12 protein-coding genes are annotated in these 15279 nt (G+C 54.0%); all 12 read right to left on the reverse strand.

Annotated features, from left to right (window positions below; translation table 11 throughout):
- Positions 1–10 precede the first annotated feature (10 nt).
- The 12 genes from rnr to radA all read right to left on the reverse strand — a co-directional run bounded on the left by rnr (position 11) and on the right by radA (position 15274).
- A complete protein-coding gene (gene rnr, locus HMPREF3201_RS08730; RefSeq protein ID WP_062412691.1) occupies positions 11–2356 on the reverse strand; it encodes a ribonuclease R in 2346 nt (781 codons plus the stop codon).
- Positions 2357–2425: 69 nt separating this feature from the next.
- Entirely contained in the window at positions 2426–2662 is a 237-nt protein-coding gene (gene secG / locus HMPREF3201_RS08735) for a preprotein translocase subunit SecG (protein ID WP_044503532.1), read from the reverse strand.
- A 44-nt stretch (positions 2663–2706) separates the two neighbouring features.
- Positions 2707–3417, reverse strand: a complete 711-nt coding sequence (sigH, locus tag HMPREF3201_RS08740; RefSeq protein WP_062412692.1) for an RNA polymerase sporulation sigma factor SigH — start codon at positions 3415–3417, stop codon at positions 2707–2709.
- Between the two features lie 14 nt (positions 3418–3431).
- On the reverse strand, positions 3432–4184 hold the full coding sequence (rlmB, locus tag HMPREF3201_RS08745; RefSeq protein ID WP_062412693.1) for a 23S rRNA (guanosine(2251)-2'-O)-methyltransferase RlmB: 753 nt from the start codon (positions 4182–4184) through the stop codon (positions 3432–3434).
- Positions 4181–4666 carry a Mini-ribonuclease 3 gene (locus tag HMPREF3201_RS08750; protein ID WP_062412718.1) on the reverse strand — a complete coding sequence of 162 codons (486 nt, stop codon included), beginning with the start codon at positions 4664–4666 and terminating at the stop codon, positions 4181–4183. The genes rlmB and HMPREF3201_RS08750 overlap by 4 nt, the downstream gene beginning before the upstream one ends.
- Complete coding sequence (gene cysS, locus HMPREF3201_RS08755) at positions 4663–6108, reverse strand: cysteine--tRNA ligase (protein ID WP_062412694.1); 1446 nt, start codon at positions 6106–6108, stop codon at positions 4663–4665. Before cysS ends, HMPREF3201_RS08750 begins: the two co-directional genes overlap by 4 nt.
- 350 nt (positions 6109–6458) lie before the next feature.
- Positions 6459–7916, reverse strand: coding sequence for a glutamate--tRNA ligase (gene gltX / locus HMPREF3201_RS08760; protein ID WP_062412695.1), 1458 nt, complete (start codon positions 7914–7916; stop codon positions 6459–6461).
- Between the two features lie 24 nt (positions 7917–7940).
- Positions 7941–9110, reverse strand: coding sequence for a 2-C-methyl-D-erythritol 4-phosphate cytidylyltransferase (gene ispD / locus HMPREF3201_RS08765; protein ID WP_062412696.1), 1170 nt, complete (start codon positions 9108–9110; stop codon positions 7941–7943).
- A gap of 9 nt (positions 9111–9119) precedes the next feature.
- Entirely contained in the window at positions 9120–10295 is a 1176-nt protein-coding gene (locus HMPREF3201_RS08770; RefSeq protein WP_062412697.1) for a PIN/TRAM domain-containing protein, read from the reverse strand.
- Positions 10296–10505: 210 nt separating this feature from the next.
- Entirely contained in the window at positions 10506–13382 is a 2877-nt protein-coding gene (locus HMPREF3201_RS08775) for a DEAD/DEAH box helicase (RefSeq protein ID WP_062412698.1), read from the reverse strand.
- A gap of 9 nt (positions 13383–13391) precedes the next feature.
- Complete coding sequence (locus HMPREF3201_RS08780) at positions 13392–13790, reverse strand: (deoxy)nucleoside triphosphate pyrophosphohydrolase (RefSeq protein ID WP_072272074.1); 399 nt, start codon at positions 13788–13790, stop codon at positions 13392–13394.
- Positions 13791–13894: 104 nt separating this feature from the next.
- Positions 13895–15274, reverse strand: coding sequence for a DNA repair protein RadA (gene radA, locus HMPREF3201_RS08785; RefSeq protein ID WP_062412699.1), 1380 nt, complete (start codon positions 15272–15274; stop codon positions 13895–13897).
- Positions 15275–15279 lie beyond the last annotated feature (5 nt).

Here is a 15279-nt window from a genome sequence, read left to right on the forward strand (position 1 = left end):
CTAAAACCTCCTACTTCTTACTCTTTTTATTGCGGCGCACTTTGGTATTCTTACCTTTGCGGTCGTTTTTGCGGCTGTTCTTCTTATCCTTGCGGATTTTCTTGTCTTTCTTTTTATCCTTCTTCGCGCCGCCTGCGCCAGAAAACCAATTGCGCTTGTTCTTTTCTTCCTTGTTGTCGCTGCCCTTTCGTTTATGGCGCCGTTCACTGCTAGCGGCCATCAACTTTTGGACGTCTTCCAGAGATTCATAGCGGCCGGGAACGAAGTCGATTTCACCTTTTTCCACGTTGACCTGAGCCAAGGTGACTTCCATGGCGTCGCCGAGGCGGTAAACCTTTCCGCCGAACTGGCCCCGCAGGGTATAAGACGTTTCGTCAAATTCGTAGGTATCGTCGGTCAACAGGGAAATATGGATCAAGCCTTCGATGCCGTTTTCGAGGCCGACAAAGAGACCAAAGGAGGTGATTCCCGTGACGTGAGCTTCGAAAGGCTGGCCAATGAAGGGCAGCATGTACTGGCATTTCTTGAGGTCGTCCGTTTCCCGTTCGGCTTCGACGGCAATGCGTTCCCGCGAGCTTGCCTGATTGGCGGCCATGGTATGGAACGACAAGGACTGCTGGGCTTCTTCTTCCCGCAGTTTGCCCCGACGCTGATACTGGCGGATCAGGCGGTGGACCAAGAGGTCCGGGTAGCGGCGGATCGGCGACGTAAAGTGTGTATAGCATTCCGAAGCCAGGCCGAAATGACCGGCGTTGGCCGTTGCATACCGGGCCTGCTGCATAGAGCGCAGGGCGATGGTCTGAACGACGGCCGCTTCATCGGTACCCTTGGTAGTTTCCAGAAGTTTTTGGAAATCAGCCGGTTTGACGTGTTCCGAATCGGGCACGGGCAGGTTGAAGCTGGACAGGACGGTGCGCATCATGTCCAGTCGTTCCGGTTCGGGAATTTCATGGATACGGTACACCGACGGGTTGTCGCTGTCGCGGAGATAACAGGACACGGTTTCGTTGGCGATAAGCATGCTTTCTTCAACGATCTGCTCGGCCAGGGTCCGTTCCCGTTTTTCTAAGCGCAAGGGAACTCCTTCGGGGTCGAGGATGACCTTGTATTCGGGGAAGTCAAAGTCGATGGCCCCGCGGCGAAGGCGCATGTTCTTCAAAATCGTCGACAGTTCCTGCAAATCCCGGAGCATGGGCATGAAGGGCTGCAAATCGTCGGGGATGATGCCGTCGACGAGGGCTTTTCGGACTTCGACGTAGTTGCAGCGGCGTTTGACGCGGATGACGGCCGGGCCGATGTCGGATTTAACGACCTTCCCATGGGTATCGATTTCCATGACACAGGTCATGGAATAGCGGTCTTCTCCGGCATTGAGGCTGCAGATGCCGTTGGACAATACTTCCGGCAGCATGGGGATGACCCGGTCGACGAGGTAGACACTGGTGCCCCGGTTATAGGCTTCTTCATCGATGGCTGAGCGAGGCCGGACGTAGTAACTGACGTCGGCAATATAGACGCCCAGTCGAAAATGACCGTTGGGGAGTTTTTCGACGTCGATGGCATCATCGAGGTCCTTGGCATCTTCACTGTCGATGGTGATGAGCTGGCGGTCGCGGTAATCGCGGCGGCCGTCTTCCATGACGACGGTCTGGTCGATGGCTTCGGCTTCGGCCGTTACCTCTTCCGGGAAGGCAAAGGGCAGGCCGTGGCGGGCCATGATGACCTTGATATCGAGGTCGCGGTCGCCGTTATAGCCGAGGACTTCCGTCACTTCCCCTTCGGCCTTGCGGTTCCGTGTCGGCCATTTGGTAATGGTCACCAAGACGCGGGCACTGCTGCGGGCATTGCCTGTTTTATCGAGAGGAATGTAGATATCTTCACGGATTCGTTCATCATCGGGCTTTACAAAAGCGCTGTGTTTTTCAAGTTGAAAGGTCCCGACTAAGGTCTGGTTCGCTCGTTCGACGATGGAAACGATTTCCCCTTCCTGCTTATGGCGGCCGTTTCCGGCATGGATGATACGGACCGTGACCTTATCGTTATTCATGGCTGTATTGCGGTTCTGCTCGGAAATGTAGACGTCCTCCGTCAGATCTTCGCTGATGACGAACCCAAAGGTCGGCGTATATCCTTTATAGATACCGGTAATTTCCTGCGGCGTTTTGGCAGCAATATATCGATCTCCTGTAATTCTCATGAGCTTTTCACTCCTCACCAATTCATCAAATGTCTCAAATACGTCAGCCAGTCTGGCACCGGCAATGCCGAGCTTTTCGGCACAGTCTTCGACGGTCGCCCCTTCCGGGGCCATGGCACTGCATATATTTATTATATCATGAGCCAGCTGTAAATCCATAGTGCTCCTCCCGACAGAACAGATGATAAAAAAGAGCCGCCGCATATGCGACAGCCCTCATTAGTTTCATTAAAAGGTATGCATCAATCTGCCCAACACGAAGGTACAGACGGCAAACAATACCGATAAGATGATAGTCATTTTGGAAAGCAAGGCATCCATGCCGCGGGCACGACTGCCAAACAGGTCGTCGGCACCGCCGCCAAAGCCCGCACCCATCCCCTGGGTCTTGCTCTTCTGTGCTACGACAACACCGATGATGAGCAGTGCCAAAATGACAACGATGATTTCTAATGCTGTGATCACGTTAATCCTCCTCACACAATGACGCTAACAGTATTATTGTACACTTATTTAGCCTTTCTATCAATAGTTGATTTCGGCTCTTTCTCAATCTTTTCTGTTCCTTCCTCTTCATTGCGTGTTTCCAGATAGTGTTCCAGTTTTCGTTTGACCCGCTGGAGGGCATTATCGATGGACTTTACGTGACGATGGAGCTCCCGTGACATTTCATTATAGGACTTGCCGTCTAAATAAGCCGTCAAGACGTTCCATTCCAAATCACTGAGGATTTCATTCATCTTCAGTTCGATATCGTTGAATTCTTCCCGCCCGATGATGAGTTCTTCCGGATCGCTGACGCGGATGCCCGACAAGATATCCTGCAGGGTCCGGTCGGAATCTTCTTCATAAATCGGTTTATTGAGGGATACGTACGAGTTGAGGGGTATGTGTTTCTGCCGTGTAGCCGTCTTGATGGCCGTAATGATCTGCCGGGTGATGCACAGTTCGGCAAAGGCCCGGAAGGACGACAATTTATCACCGCGAAAATCCCGCGTCGCCTTATACAGGCCGATCATGCCTTCCTGGATGATGTCATCCCGATCGGCACCGACGAGAAAATAGGCGCGAGCCTTTGATTTTACAAAGTTACGGTACTTGTGAACGATATAATCGGTAGCCTGCCCGTCCTTTTCGGACTGGGCAATACTGACGATTTCTTCATCGGTCATGCCTGCAAAGCGGTCATTTTTTTCCGGTACATGAGACGCTGCCTGCATTATCGTCACCTCGCTTACTTAATGGTATTCGCCTGGCGCTGGCGCACGACTTCATACATGAGCAGTGCCGCTGCTACGGAGGCGTTGAGAGAATTGACGTGGCCAAACATGGGAATCTGGACCAAGACGTCGCAAGTCTCCTTGACCAAATGGGAAATCCCTCGTCCTTCGCTTCCGATGACGAGAACGACGGGATCGGTCAAAGAGCTGTGGAAGTAATCTGTTTCCCCCTCCATATCGGCGCCGATCACCCAAAACCCCCGTTTTTTGAGTTGCTTCAGCGTCTGGGAAATATTCCCGATCTGCACCAAAGGCAGGTATTCAATGGCACCAGCCGACGTCTTACCGACCGTTTCATTGATCGGTGCTGACCGGCGCTTCGGCAGGAGCACGGCATCGGCACCGGCACATTCCGCCGTCCGGATAATGGCCCCTACGTTGTGGACGTCTTCCAGGCCGTCGAGGAGAACCAAAAAGGGAACCTTGCCCTTTTCATCGGCGGCGATGAGGACGTCCGTGAGGTCGGCATATTCGACGGCTTTGGCAAAGGCCACGACGCCTTGGTGCCGGTTGTCCGGTGCCAGGCGGTTGAGGACCTTTAAGGGCGTCTCTTCGACGAGGATGTCCTCCTTCGCTGCCAAGTCACGAATCCGCTGCAGAGGCTTCGTTTCATTGCCCGAGGCGACGTATATCTTGGTGATGGACCGACCGGCCTTCAAGGCTTCGGTGACGCTGTTGCGGCCGATGATAAGTGTATCCGCGCTCATTCCGTACCTCCTCTGGTTTGGCTGCAGTAAGCCTTTGTTTCTTCATAAATCTGTTCCATGATCTCGGCCAGCCGGTCCCCCTGTCCGGCCATGACCAAAAAGCCGACCAAGGCTTCAAGCGCCGTACTGTCGTGGTATTCGGCAACGGTCGCACTTTTAGGGGCCATGGAATGGGCATTGCGCGCCCTTTGACAGACCCTTTTTTCTTCTTCCGTAAGGCTATCGCGAAGGCGTCGGTAGACCCAGGCCTGGGCCTTGGCCGACACGAACTCCGCTGCCAGGCCGTGGAGGACCTGTACCTGGGGAATGCCCGTTTCCACCAGGCGTTTGCGAAGGGTCAGGGCATAATAGGCATCGCCGACAAAGGCCAGGTTGATGGAATCGAGACGGGCGGCATCGCTTTCAGGGACATCGAGGCGCTTGCCTTCGGCAAAGGCCTGATAGGCCCGTTTTTTTAAGGCTTGGAGTTGTTTGAATTTCACTTTTTCCAACGTGCTCCCTGAGGAGAATCTTCGATGGTGATGCCGAGAGCTGCCAGTTTATTGCGGATGGCGTCAGCCAGGGCAAACTGTTTCTGGACGCGGCATTCCTGACGGATGTCGAGGATGACCTGCATCAAATCGTCGTAGTCCTTGCTGCTGGCATTGGCCTTCTGGCCTTCCCAGCGTTCTTCCAGGATGCCGAGGATGTCCGTAAAGGTCTTGAAGATTCGTTTTACTTCCGACATGATGGCCGAGTCGACGGGAACGTCGTTGGTGACGACGGCATTTTTATAGATATTGACGTTTTTCGCAAGATCGAACATGGCGGCACTGGCCAAGGCCGTGTTGAAATCGTCGCACATAGCCGTTTCAAAATCGTCTTCGTCTTTCTTAGCCGCAGCCAGGAGCTGTTCGGCTTCGGGAGACTTGCTGCCAGCCGGCATTTCCATCAGTTCCAGGACGTTATCGATAGCCGTTCCCAAGCGTTCCAGGCTGCGCGTCATTTCGTCCAAACGTTCATCGCTGAAGTCCAAGGGGCTGCGATAGTGGTTGGAAATGAGGAAGAAGCGCAGGGCGTCAGGGCTGTAATGAGCCAGGACGTCTTTGACCAGGAAGAAGTTGTTCAAGGACTTACTCATCTTTTCGGAGTTGATCGTAATGAACCCGTTGTGCAGCCAGTATTTAACCATCGGCTTTTTGCCCGTAAAGGCTTCGGACTGGGCGATTTCATTTTCATGATGCGGGAAAATGAGGTCACTGCCGCCGCCGTGGAAGTCAAAGGTATCGCCGAGGTACTTATGGCTCATGGCCGAGCATTCGATGTGCCAGCCCGGACGGCCTTTGCCCCAGGGGCTGTCCCATGCCGGTTCGCCCGGTTTAGCACCCTTCCAGAGGGCAAAGTCCATGGGATTGTGTTTACGGTCGTCAACTTCGATGCGGGCGCCGGCTTCCATGTCGTCGAGGCTGCGGCCGCTCAGTTCACCGTAGTCGTCAAATTTTTCAACGCTGTAATAGACGTCGTTGTCGATGACGTAGGCATCGCCCTTATCGACGAGGCCCTGTACCATTTCGATGATGTCATCCATGTGTTCCGAGACGCGGGGATAACGGTCAGCCCGACGGATATGGAGCTTATCCATGACGTCGAAGTAAGCCGCAATGTAGCGGTTGGAAATCGTATCCCAGCTGACGCCTTCCCCATTGGCGGCATTGATGATCTTGTCGTCGACGTCGGTGAAGTTCTGGATATGCGTGACTTCATAGCCGAGGTGTTCCAGATAGCGCTGGATGACGTCCCAGGTTACGAAAGGACGGGCATTCCCCATGTGGGAATGGTTATACGGCGTAATGCCACAGACATACATTTTGACCTGGCCCGGCGTGACGGGAACGAAGGTCTCCTTTTTACGAGTCAGCGTATTGTATACTTTCAGTTCTCTCATACTGTTACCCCCCTGAAAATTAAACCAAAAAAGCCACCATCCCTTATGACAGAGACGGTGGCCCGCGGTTCCACTCTGTTTTTACGGCACAGCCGTAATCTTTACTGCGCAGTAACGGGCGCACCCGGACCGGATTACTCCATTCACCCGGCCTGCTCACAAAGGCAGCATTGCAGTCTTATGACCTGAAAAAGCTCTCAGCCACGGCTTTTTCTCTCTGGCGGATGCCACTGCAACTCATTTTGCTCATCGCAGATGCGTATTCAAACATACTATTTGATACATGTTATTAATTAATATGTACGTATATAGTACCCAATAATCACTTATCTGTCAAGATATAATCATTATTATTTATTAAGGCTGGCGTTCAGGCGATCCAAAACTTTTTCGCGGCCCATGAGGGCGACGATGACGTTCAAATCGGGACCGTGCATGACGCCGGTAATGGCTACACGGATCGGCATGTAGACGAATTTTCCCTTTACCTTCAAGCCCTTTTGAATCTTTTTGAACAAGGGCTGTACCGTGTCGGGCGTGACTTCGTCGAGGGCCGTCAGTTCATCGCGGAACATAGCCAGGACAGCCGGTGCCGTTTCTTCAGCCAGGACAGCTGCCGTTTCTTCATTTTCCGGCGCATAGTCTTCGGTAAAGAAGACTTTGGCGGCATCGACGATCTGGGCGCCGTACTGGACGTGTTCACGCATGGCGGCGCAGACGGCTTTCAGCCAAGCTGCTTCGGCTTGATCCGGATTTTCACTGGCATAGCCGGCCTGTTGGAGGTGCGGCAGGCACAGGGTATAGAGCTGATCTTCATCGAGTTCTTTCATGTAATGGAAGTTGATCCAGTTCAATTTTTCGATATCGAAGACGGCCGGGTTCTTAGCGACGCGGCTTAAGGAGAACTGTTCGTTCAATTCGTCGCGGCTGAAGATTTCCTGATCGCTGTCCGGCGTCCAGCCCAGAAGGGCCAGGAAGTTTACCAGGGCATCGGGAAGGTAGCCCATGTCGCGGTACTGCTGAACAGAAGTAGCGCCATGGCGCTTACTCATCTTCTTCTTGTCGGCACCGAGGATCAACGATACGTGGGCGAACTGCGGGGCATCAAAGCCAAGGGCCTTGTAGATGACCAGCTGGCGCGGCGTATTGGACAGATGTTCTTCGGCACGGATGACGTGGGTGATGTGCATCAAGGCATCGTCGAGGACGACGCAGTAGTTGTAGACCGGAATGCCGTCGGATTTGACGATGACGAAGTCGCCGACGTTATTGGAGTCGAAGGATACGTGGCCCCGGACCAGGTCGTCGAGTTCAATCGTTTCATTTTTCGGCGTCTTGATGCGGATGACATGAGGACGGCCTTCTTTTAAATACTGTTCGACCGTTTCTTTCGGAAGGTCGGCGCATTTCCCCGAGTATACCGGCGTTTCGCCTTTGGCCAGTTGGGCATTCTTTTCAGCTTCCAATTCTTCCGGCGTGCAGAAACAGTAGTAGGCTTTTCCTTCGGCCAAGAGTTTATCCGTATATTTCTGATAAATGTCCAGGCGTTCGGTCTGGCGATACGGGCCGTCGGATCCGCCGACATCGATACCTTCATCCCAGGTAATGCCCAGCCATTTCAAAGCTTCTTTAATATTTTCTTCCGATTCGGACGTCGAACGTTTGCGGTCCGTATCTTCGATGCGGACGACGAACTTGCCGCCCGTGTGTTTGGCGACAAGGTAGTTGAACAGTGCCGAGCGGGCGCCGCCGATATGGAACGGTCCCGTCGGGCTCGGAGCAAAACGAACGCGTACTTCCTGTGACATAAAAAATTCCTCCTAAATACATACTTATAGGTACGATTGATAGCTTAGGATCATGGCCGCCGCTTGCGCTGCCATGCCCTCTTCCCGGCCGACGAATCCTAATTTTTCGGTCGTCGTCGCTTTGACGGAGACGGCCGACTTAGAAATCCGCAGGGCCTCGGCAATATTTTCAATCATCTGCGGCACAAAGGGTTTGATTTTAGGCTGCTGTGCCAGCAGCGTTACGTCTAAATTGACGATGCGGCAGCATTTTTCCTGCAAGAGATGGCGAACCTTAGCGAGCAGCACCAGGCTGGAGATGTCTTTAAAGTTCTCATCATTGTCAGGAAAATAAGTCCCGATATCGCGCAGTCCCGCCGCGCCCAATAAGGCATCCATGACGGCGTGAATGAGGACGTCGGCATCGGAGTGGCCGTCAAGGCCCCGATCAAAGGGAACCTCAACGCCGCCGAGAATGAGCGGCCGCCCTTCGACCAGGCGGTGGACATCGTAGCCGGTGCCAATGCGCTGGACTTCCCGCCCCTTCAGATACAAGGACAGGATGGGAATGTCGTCGCGGGTCGTCACCTTGCGGTTCTTATCGCTGCCTTCGAGGATGACGACGGGCACGCCCATGGCTTCGACGAGGGACGCATCGTCCGTCGCCTTCAACCCCTTCAGCCGCGCCTGTTTATGGGCTTCCATCAATAAGTCCCGATGGAAGATCTGCGGCGTCTGGGCGGCTACCAGGCGGCTGCGGTTCAGCGTATGCAGCCGACCGTCGTCACCGCGAACTTTCACGGTGTCCTTTAAGGGAATGCCGTAGATGGCTGCCCGAGCCGTCTCCATCATGACCGCGCCCTGATCATACCAATCAGGAGTGGCAAAGGGACGGGCCCCGTCGTGAACCATGACGACGTCCATATCGGGGCTGACGGCCAAGAGTCCATTATACACCGAATCCTCTCGTTCCGCCCCGCCCAGGGTATAGCGGACGGGCTGAACGGGATGGAGATCGTCGACAATGCGGCGGATCTCCTTGGTATCGATGCGGGAATGGACGATGACCACTTCATGGACCGAGCGGGCTGCAAAGATGTTCCGCAGGGTATGGGTCAGGACCGGTTCGCCGCACAGCGGATAAAAGAGCTTATTCCGCTCGTAACCGAAGCGGCTCCCTGTGCCGGCCGCTACCACGATGACAGATACTTTCACACATTTCACCTACTCATTTGCGATTTTTACGAATATCATGCGTCCGGCAGACGTCTGAAGGACCGACGTCACCGTAACCGGCATATTGGAGCCGATATATTTCTGGCCGTCTTCGACGACGATCATCGTTCCGTCGTCGAGGTAGGCAACGCCTTGATTTTCTTCCTTGCCAGCCTTGACGATGAGGACATTCATCTGTTCCCCAGGAACGCGGGCCGGTTTTAAAGCATTGGCCAAATCGTTGATGTTGAGGACGGCTACGCCTTGGAGACCAGCAACCTTATTCAGGTTGTAGTCGTTGGTGACGACTTTGGCATTGATTTTGCGGCCCAGGCGGACGAGTTTGGAGTCGACGCCCTGGACGTCGTCAAAATCATCATTGATGATGCGGACTTCGACGTAATTGTCTTCCTGCATCTGCTTTAAGATATCGAGGCCGCGGCGGCCTTTGTTGCGCTTCAATAAATCCGACGAATCGGCAATGAGCTGGAGTTCTTCTAAGACGAAGACTGGCACCAAAAGCGGTCCTTCGAGAAATCCCGTGCTGCAAATCTCGGCGATGCGGCCGTCGATGATGGCACTGGTATCGAGGAGTTTCCCGGAAAATTCTAGTTCCTTCCGCTTGTGTTCCTTGTTCGGCCGCCCCAGACGCAGGTTGCCGACGAGGGCGATGATTTCACTCTTCTTACGAACGGCAATGCTCATGCCGGCATAGCCAAAGACGATGTTGAATACAATCGGTCCGTAAGCGCCAATGATAGGCAGTCGGGCGAAGGCCAATCCAATTAAATTTGCAATAATAAGTCCAAAAAGCAAACCTAACGTCCCGACGATGATATCCTGGCTTTCAAAATCATTGAGTCCTAATTCAAGGCGATGAATGGCTGCCCAAATAAGGCGCAGGGCAAAGGGCGAAATGCCGTAGCCGACGAGGGCCCCTAAAATGATGCCGACAATATAGGTGACGACAGCCATGATCGTCGTCCCAAAAATACTGCCGTGGAAAAATTCGCCTTCAATTTCCGCACTGATAAAAGGCGTCCCGATGAGCTGGTCGGCAATCATGACGAAAATAACCATCATGATCAGGACAATGACGCCCTTCATGATATTATCAGCTACAATGCGGGCGTTAAACTTCTTCGGTTTCCGTGCTTTATAGTCTGAACCCGTTTTATCTTCCATACGTAAAAAGACACCTCTCTCTCCACATCTCAACTGTAACTACACTAGTTTACCACATTTCCGGACAATGTACCACAATTGCCCCATAAAGTTTTTGGTTCTGAAGGCAGGCCGTACCTGCTTCGGTCGTTCCCCCCTCCCCAAAAGGTTAAAAGGTAATGCGAAAAATGCCATGACGATCGGTTCATGACATTTTCAGCAGCAAGACAATTATTCACAAAGATAGGCGTAGAGTTTTTCTTCGACAGGCTTATCGATGATAAATCGAAAGTTGACGATGGGAAGCTGTACGCCGGCATCGTTGGCGATGGTCGTCTCGACAGGATCGCCGAGGACCTTTAAATCGCCGATATAGTAGAAATTAGACCCTTCAGCATCGCTCTTTTTCACGAACAGCAACTTGCGACGATGACGGTCCTGAATGGCCGGGATTTGGGGTGACGACAGGCGCACGCGGGACCGGGTCATCCAACTGAATTCCTGAGGTGATATGAATTGGTCTTCATACATCGTATTCGCCGAAATATCGTCAGCCTTTTCATAGGTAACAAAAATGGGACAAGTATCCCCGACGATTTGATAGCCGTTCAGCGTCCCTTCGCGGTTCGTTTCATAATTGAGGATCCGCGATACGTCTTTTCGAGAATAGCGTCCGTAGCGGACGAAGCCGCCGACGATTTCGGGATGGTCTTGGACATAGAGGGTTTCAAAGCGATAGGTCCCGTAATCGAGGATATCGTCGACATAGGCCGTAAATTCGGCATTTTCTTTCAGGGCTTCAAAATACGGCGTCGTCGCGTAGGTGTGCTGTTCAAAAGAAATGAGGGGCATACCGCCGTATTTCTGCTGCGCCGTTTTCACAAAGAATTGCAAGGTCAACAGCCGGGCAGCATGGTTCATGGTTTCTGTCGAGGGCAAAAAGCCGTACAACCGCTCCGTCTCTGCCGCAAGGTCCGCCGTCGACCACGACGGTTCAGCCAGCAAATGGCGAAGAATCAAGATTTCTTCAATGCGTTTTCCATTGGCAAGTTCAAGACTCATCATCTTCAGCACGGCCCGATGAGCGTCATTCAGCGTCGACGGACTCGGTTCCATATACTGGGAAAAGGCATAAAAGGAGTCCTTCTTGGCAATGAACAGCATCGGATCTTTATCGCCAAAACGGACGAAATCCATCATCATCGGCTGCCGTCCCAGGCGGCAGGCCATATCGCGATAGGCGTTCTTTAAGTCGTCTAAATCGGCAAGAGACCGCTTTTTATCGATGGCTGCATAGATTCGCTCCTTGGCGATATCGTCGAAGTGAACCGACGTCGGTCCCGGCAGAAAATTGGTCTGCATCAACGTGCGGACAAAATCCTTATCGTAGGTCCGGTCGCCAAAGAGGGCGATGGGCAGGAGAAAGTTATTTTCATAGTTGCCAATGAAGTCGAGGACTTCCAAATAGCGCTTATAAGGATATTTGCGAAGGCCCCTCCCCAACTGCTGGACAAAGACGATGGCCGACGTCGTCGGGCGCAGCATGATGACCTGATTGACCTGCGGAATATCGACGCCTTCATTAAAGATGTCGCAAGTAAAGATATAATCCAAATAGTCCCGGTCCTGATCGGCATCGGCTTCCAAATGATCGATGGCTGCCTGCCGCTCCCCTTCACTCGACGCACCCGTCAAGGCCAGAGCCCGGCGGCCGTGCGCTCTAAAGGCAGCGGCTAGGGTTCTCGCTTCGTCGACACTGCGGCAAAAGACGAGGCCCTTGACGCGGTCCGTGTCGCTCCCATAGAGGTCGGCATAATAGAGAATATGCCGTACCCGCTCTTCACAGGTCAAAGCCGAAAAATCACTGTTGTCATCGAGGACTTCTCCATTGACCGTGATTTCACAGACGCCGTGGTAGTGAAAAGGCACCAGCATGTTTTCGGCTAAGGCGTCGTGGAGCCTTATTTCATAGGCAATCTGGTGGTGAAATAAGGCATAGATATCGAAATCGTCGGACCGTTCCGGCGTCGCCGTCATGCCCAGCAGGAACTGGGGCGTAAAGTAATCGAGGACCTTCTGATACGTCGCCGCGCCTCCATGATGGACTTCATCCATGACGATGTAGTCAAAGGCATCGGGCGCAAAGGAATGGAGGATTTCATCGCGGGCCAAGGTCTGTATGGTCGCAAACAGATAGGGTTTGTCGACGTCTTTGGCGTGGCCCGTCAGAAGACCCGTATCGGCCGGGTTGACGCCGACTTTGACGTAGCTGTCGCGGGCGCTTTTGACGATGAGCTCGCGGTGGACGACAAAGAGGAAGCGCCTGGGCCGCAATTTCATGACATCGAAGGCCGATAAGTAGGTCTTACCGGTCCCGGTCGCCGAAATCAAGAGCCCCCGGTCTTCTCCTCGATCGCGCAGGCCTTGAATGCCTGCCAGGGCCGCCTTTTGCATGGCGTTGGGCTGAATCTTATGGAAGGGCAGATAGAGCCCCTGCTTCCTCGAATTCTGACGTTTGTAGATGGCCTGGTAGGCATCGATCCAGGCTTCGTCAACAACTTCCGCCGCATCCCACAAGGCTTGGAACTCTTCCTGGGTCTGACGGATGAGGGCTCCATTTTCAGCGGACGTAAAAAAGACGTTCCACTCCTGATTGTGGGTCAAGGCGTTGGCCGTCATATTGCTGCTGCCGATGACCATGGTATAGTTTTCGGGGCCGGCCTGGGCACGATGAAAAAGGTATCCTTTAGCATGAAAGGCCCGTTCTTCGGTCACCATCCGCAGTTCTACATTGGGAAATTTCAAGAGCTCCCGCAAGGCATCGGGCTCGGTAAAATTCAGGTACTGCGAGGCCAGGATCTTGCCCACAGCCTGTCGATTTTCGATGAGGGCATCCTTTAGGCAGGCAATGCCGCTCTTGGTCAGAAAGGCCACAGAAAACAGAAAAGAGTCGCAGACGTAGAGCTGAGACAAGATAGTATCGAGGACTTTGCGCTTCTTTTCCTGATTATTGGTCAGGATTTTCGGTACATAGCGCTGGTCGGCTTCGATGGTATAGTCGATAAAGCCTTCGCGCAGGCACTGTTCCAGGGCTCCGTATTCAGCCATGACATTCGCCTACTTTCCGGCCAGTTTCTGCATGATCGGCACGTCAGCCGGGGCCCAATCCAAGGTCGGCAAATCGGCTGGCGCCATCCACTTGGCATCGACGTGTTCCTTGCGGATAAAATCGGGTTTATCCAAACGACAGCGAAAGGCATGGAGGCTGATGGAAAAGTCGGGATAGTCGTGATGGACGGTCATATACAGGTCTTCTTCCCGGACCGAAACGTGGACGTCCATCTCTTCCCGCAGTTCTCGTTCAATCGCTTCGTGCTTTTTTTCGCCGGGTTCGATTTTCCCGCCCGGGAATTCATACTTAAAGCTGACGTACTCGAATTTCCCCTGTCCCCGTTCCATACAGAGAATCTTTCCGTCATATTCTAAAATCGCTGCCACCACTTCTAAATGCTTCATCACGCTGCCTTCTTTCCTCGTTTTTCCCTATTTTACCATGGTAAAGCCCTTTTGCCTACTGAAAGCCGCTATTTCCCACCACAATCTGAACCCGGCCGTACAAATCAGGAAAAAGCTTTTTCAATGGCCTCGCGAAGGGTCGCTACGCCGACGAAGCGGCAGTCCGCCGGAAAGGCCGCGGGGTCGACGTCTTCGAGGTTTCCCTTGGGCATAATAAAGGTACGGAACCCCATTTTCGCCGCTTCTTTTACGCGCCGCAGGGCCTGGGGCACGCGGCGGACATCGCCGGTCAGGCCGACTTCTCCCATGACGACGGTCCGGCTGTCCATGGAGATATCGCGCAGGCTGGAATAGACCGCCAATAGCACCGGCAGGTCGGCCGCCGTCTCCGTGAGGCGCAGGCCGCCGACGACGTTGATATAGACGTCCTGACTGCCAAGAGCGGCGCCGAGGCGCTTTTCAAGGACGGCCAGGAGAATGATGAGTCGGTTATAATCCATGCCCGACGCCGTCCGCCGGGGAACGGCAAAGACCGAATGGGCCGTCAGGGCCTGTATTTCCCCCAGCATGGGGCGCATGCCGTCGAGGACGGCGGCGACGGCCGAACCGGCCTGATTGGCGGCCCGTTCGGCCAAGAGCAGCTGCGACGGATTTTCCAGTTCTGACAGGCCGCCGCTGGTCATGGTGAACAGGCCCGATTCATTGGTCGAACCAAAGCGGTTCTTGATGCCCCGGAGGATGCGGAACTGGTAATTGCGCTCGCCTTCAAAGTAGAGGACGACGTCGACCATATGCTCCATCATCCGCGGCCCGGCAATGGCCCCGTCTTTGGTGACGTGGCCGATGACGATGACCGGAATGGCCTCGCTCTTGGCAAAGGTCATGAGGCGGCTCGTCCCTTCGCGGATTTGGGATAAACTGCCCGGCGTCCCTTCGACGGACTGGCTGTACATAGTCTGAATGGAGTCGACGATGACCAGGGCCGGCCGCCGCTTGTGTGCTTCACTTAAGATGTTGTCCAGAGACGTATCGGCCTGAATGACGAGGTTGGGCGCAGCGATTCCTAAGCGCTGGGCCCGCAGCTTAATCTGGCCGGCCGATTCTTCGCCCGAGCCGTAAAGGACGGCGCCATTCTTGGCGCAGACGGCGGCTGCCAGCTGAAGGACCAGCGTCGATTTACCGATTCCCGGATCGCCGCTCAAAAGGATGAGGGCCCCGGGAACGATGCCGCCGCCGAGGACCCGGTCCAATTCACCGATGCCCGTTTCCACGCGGGTCATGTCCTCTAAGGCGATGTCCGATAACGACGTGGCCTGAGACGAAGGACCGCTGCGGGCCATGCTCTGAGCCGCCTTAGGCGCTTCGGGCGTCACGGTCTCTTCTGCCATCGTATTCCACTCGCCGCACTGGGGACAGCGGCCAAGCCAGCGGCTGGAGACGCTGCCGCAGCTGGTACAAACGTAACGAATTTTTGCTTTTGCCATACCTA

The sequence above is a fragment of the Megasphaera sp. MJR8396C genome (assembly GCF_001546855.1).
Lineage (GTDB): Bacteria > Bacillota > Negativicutes > Veillonellales > Megasphaeraceae > Megasphaera.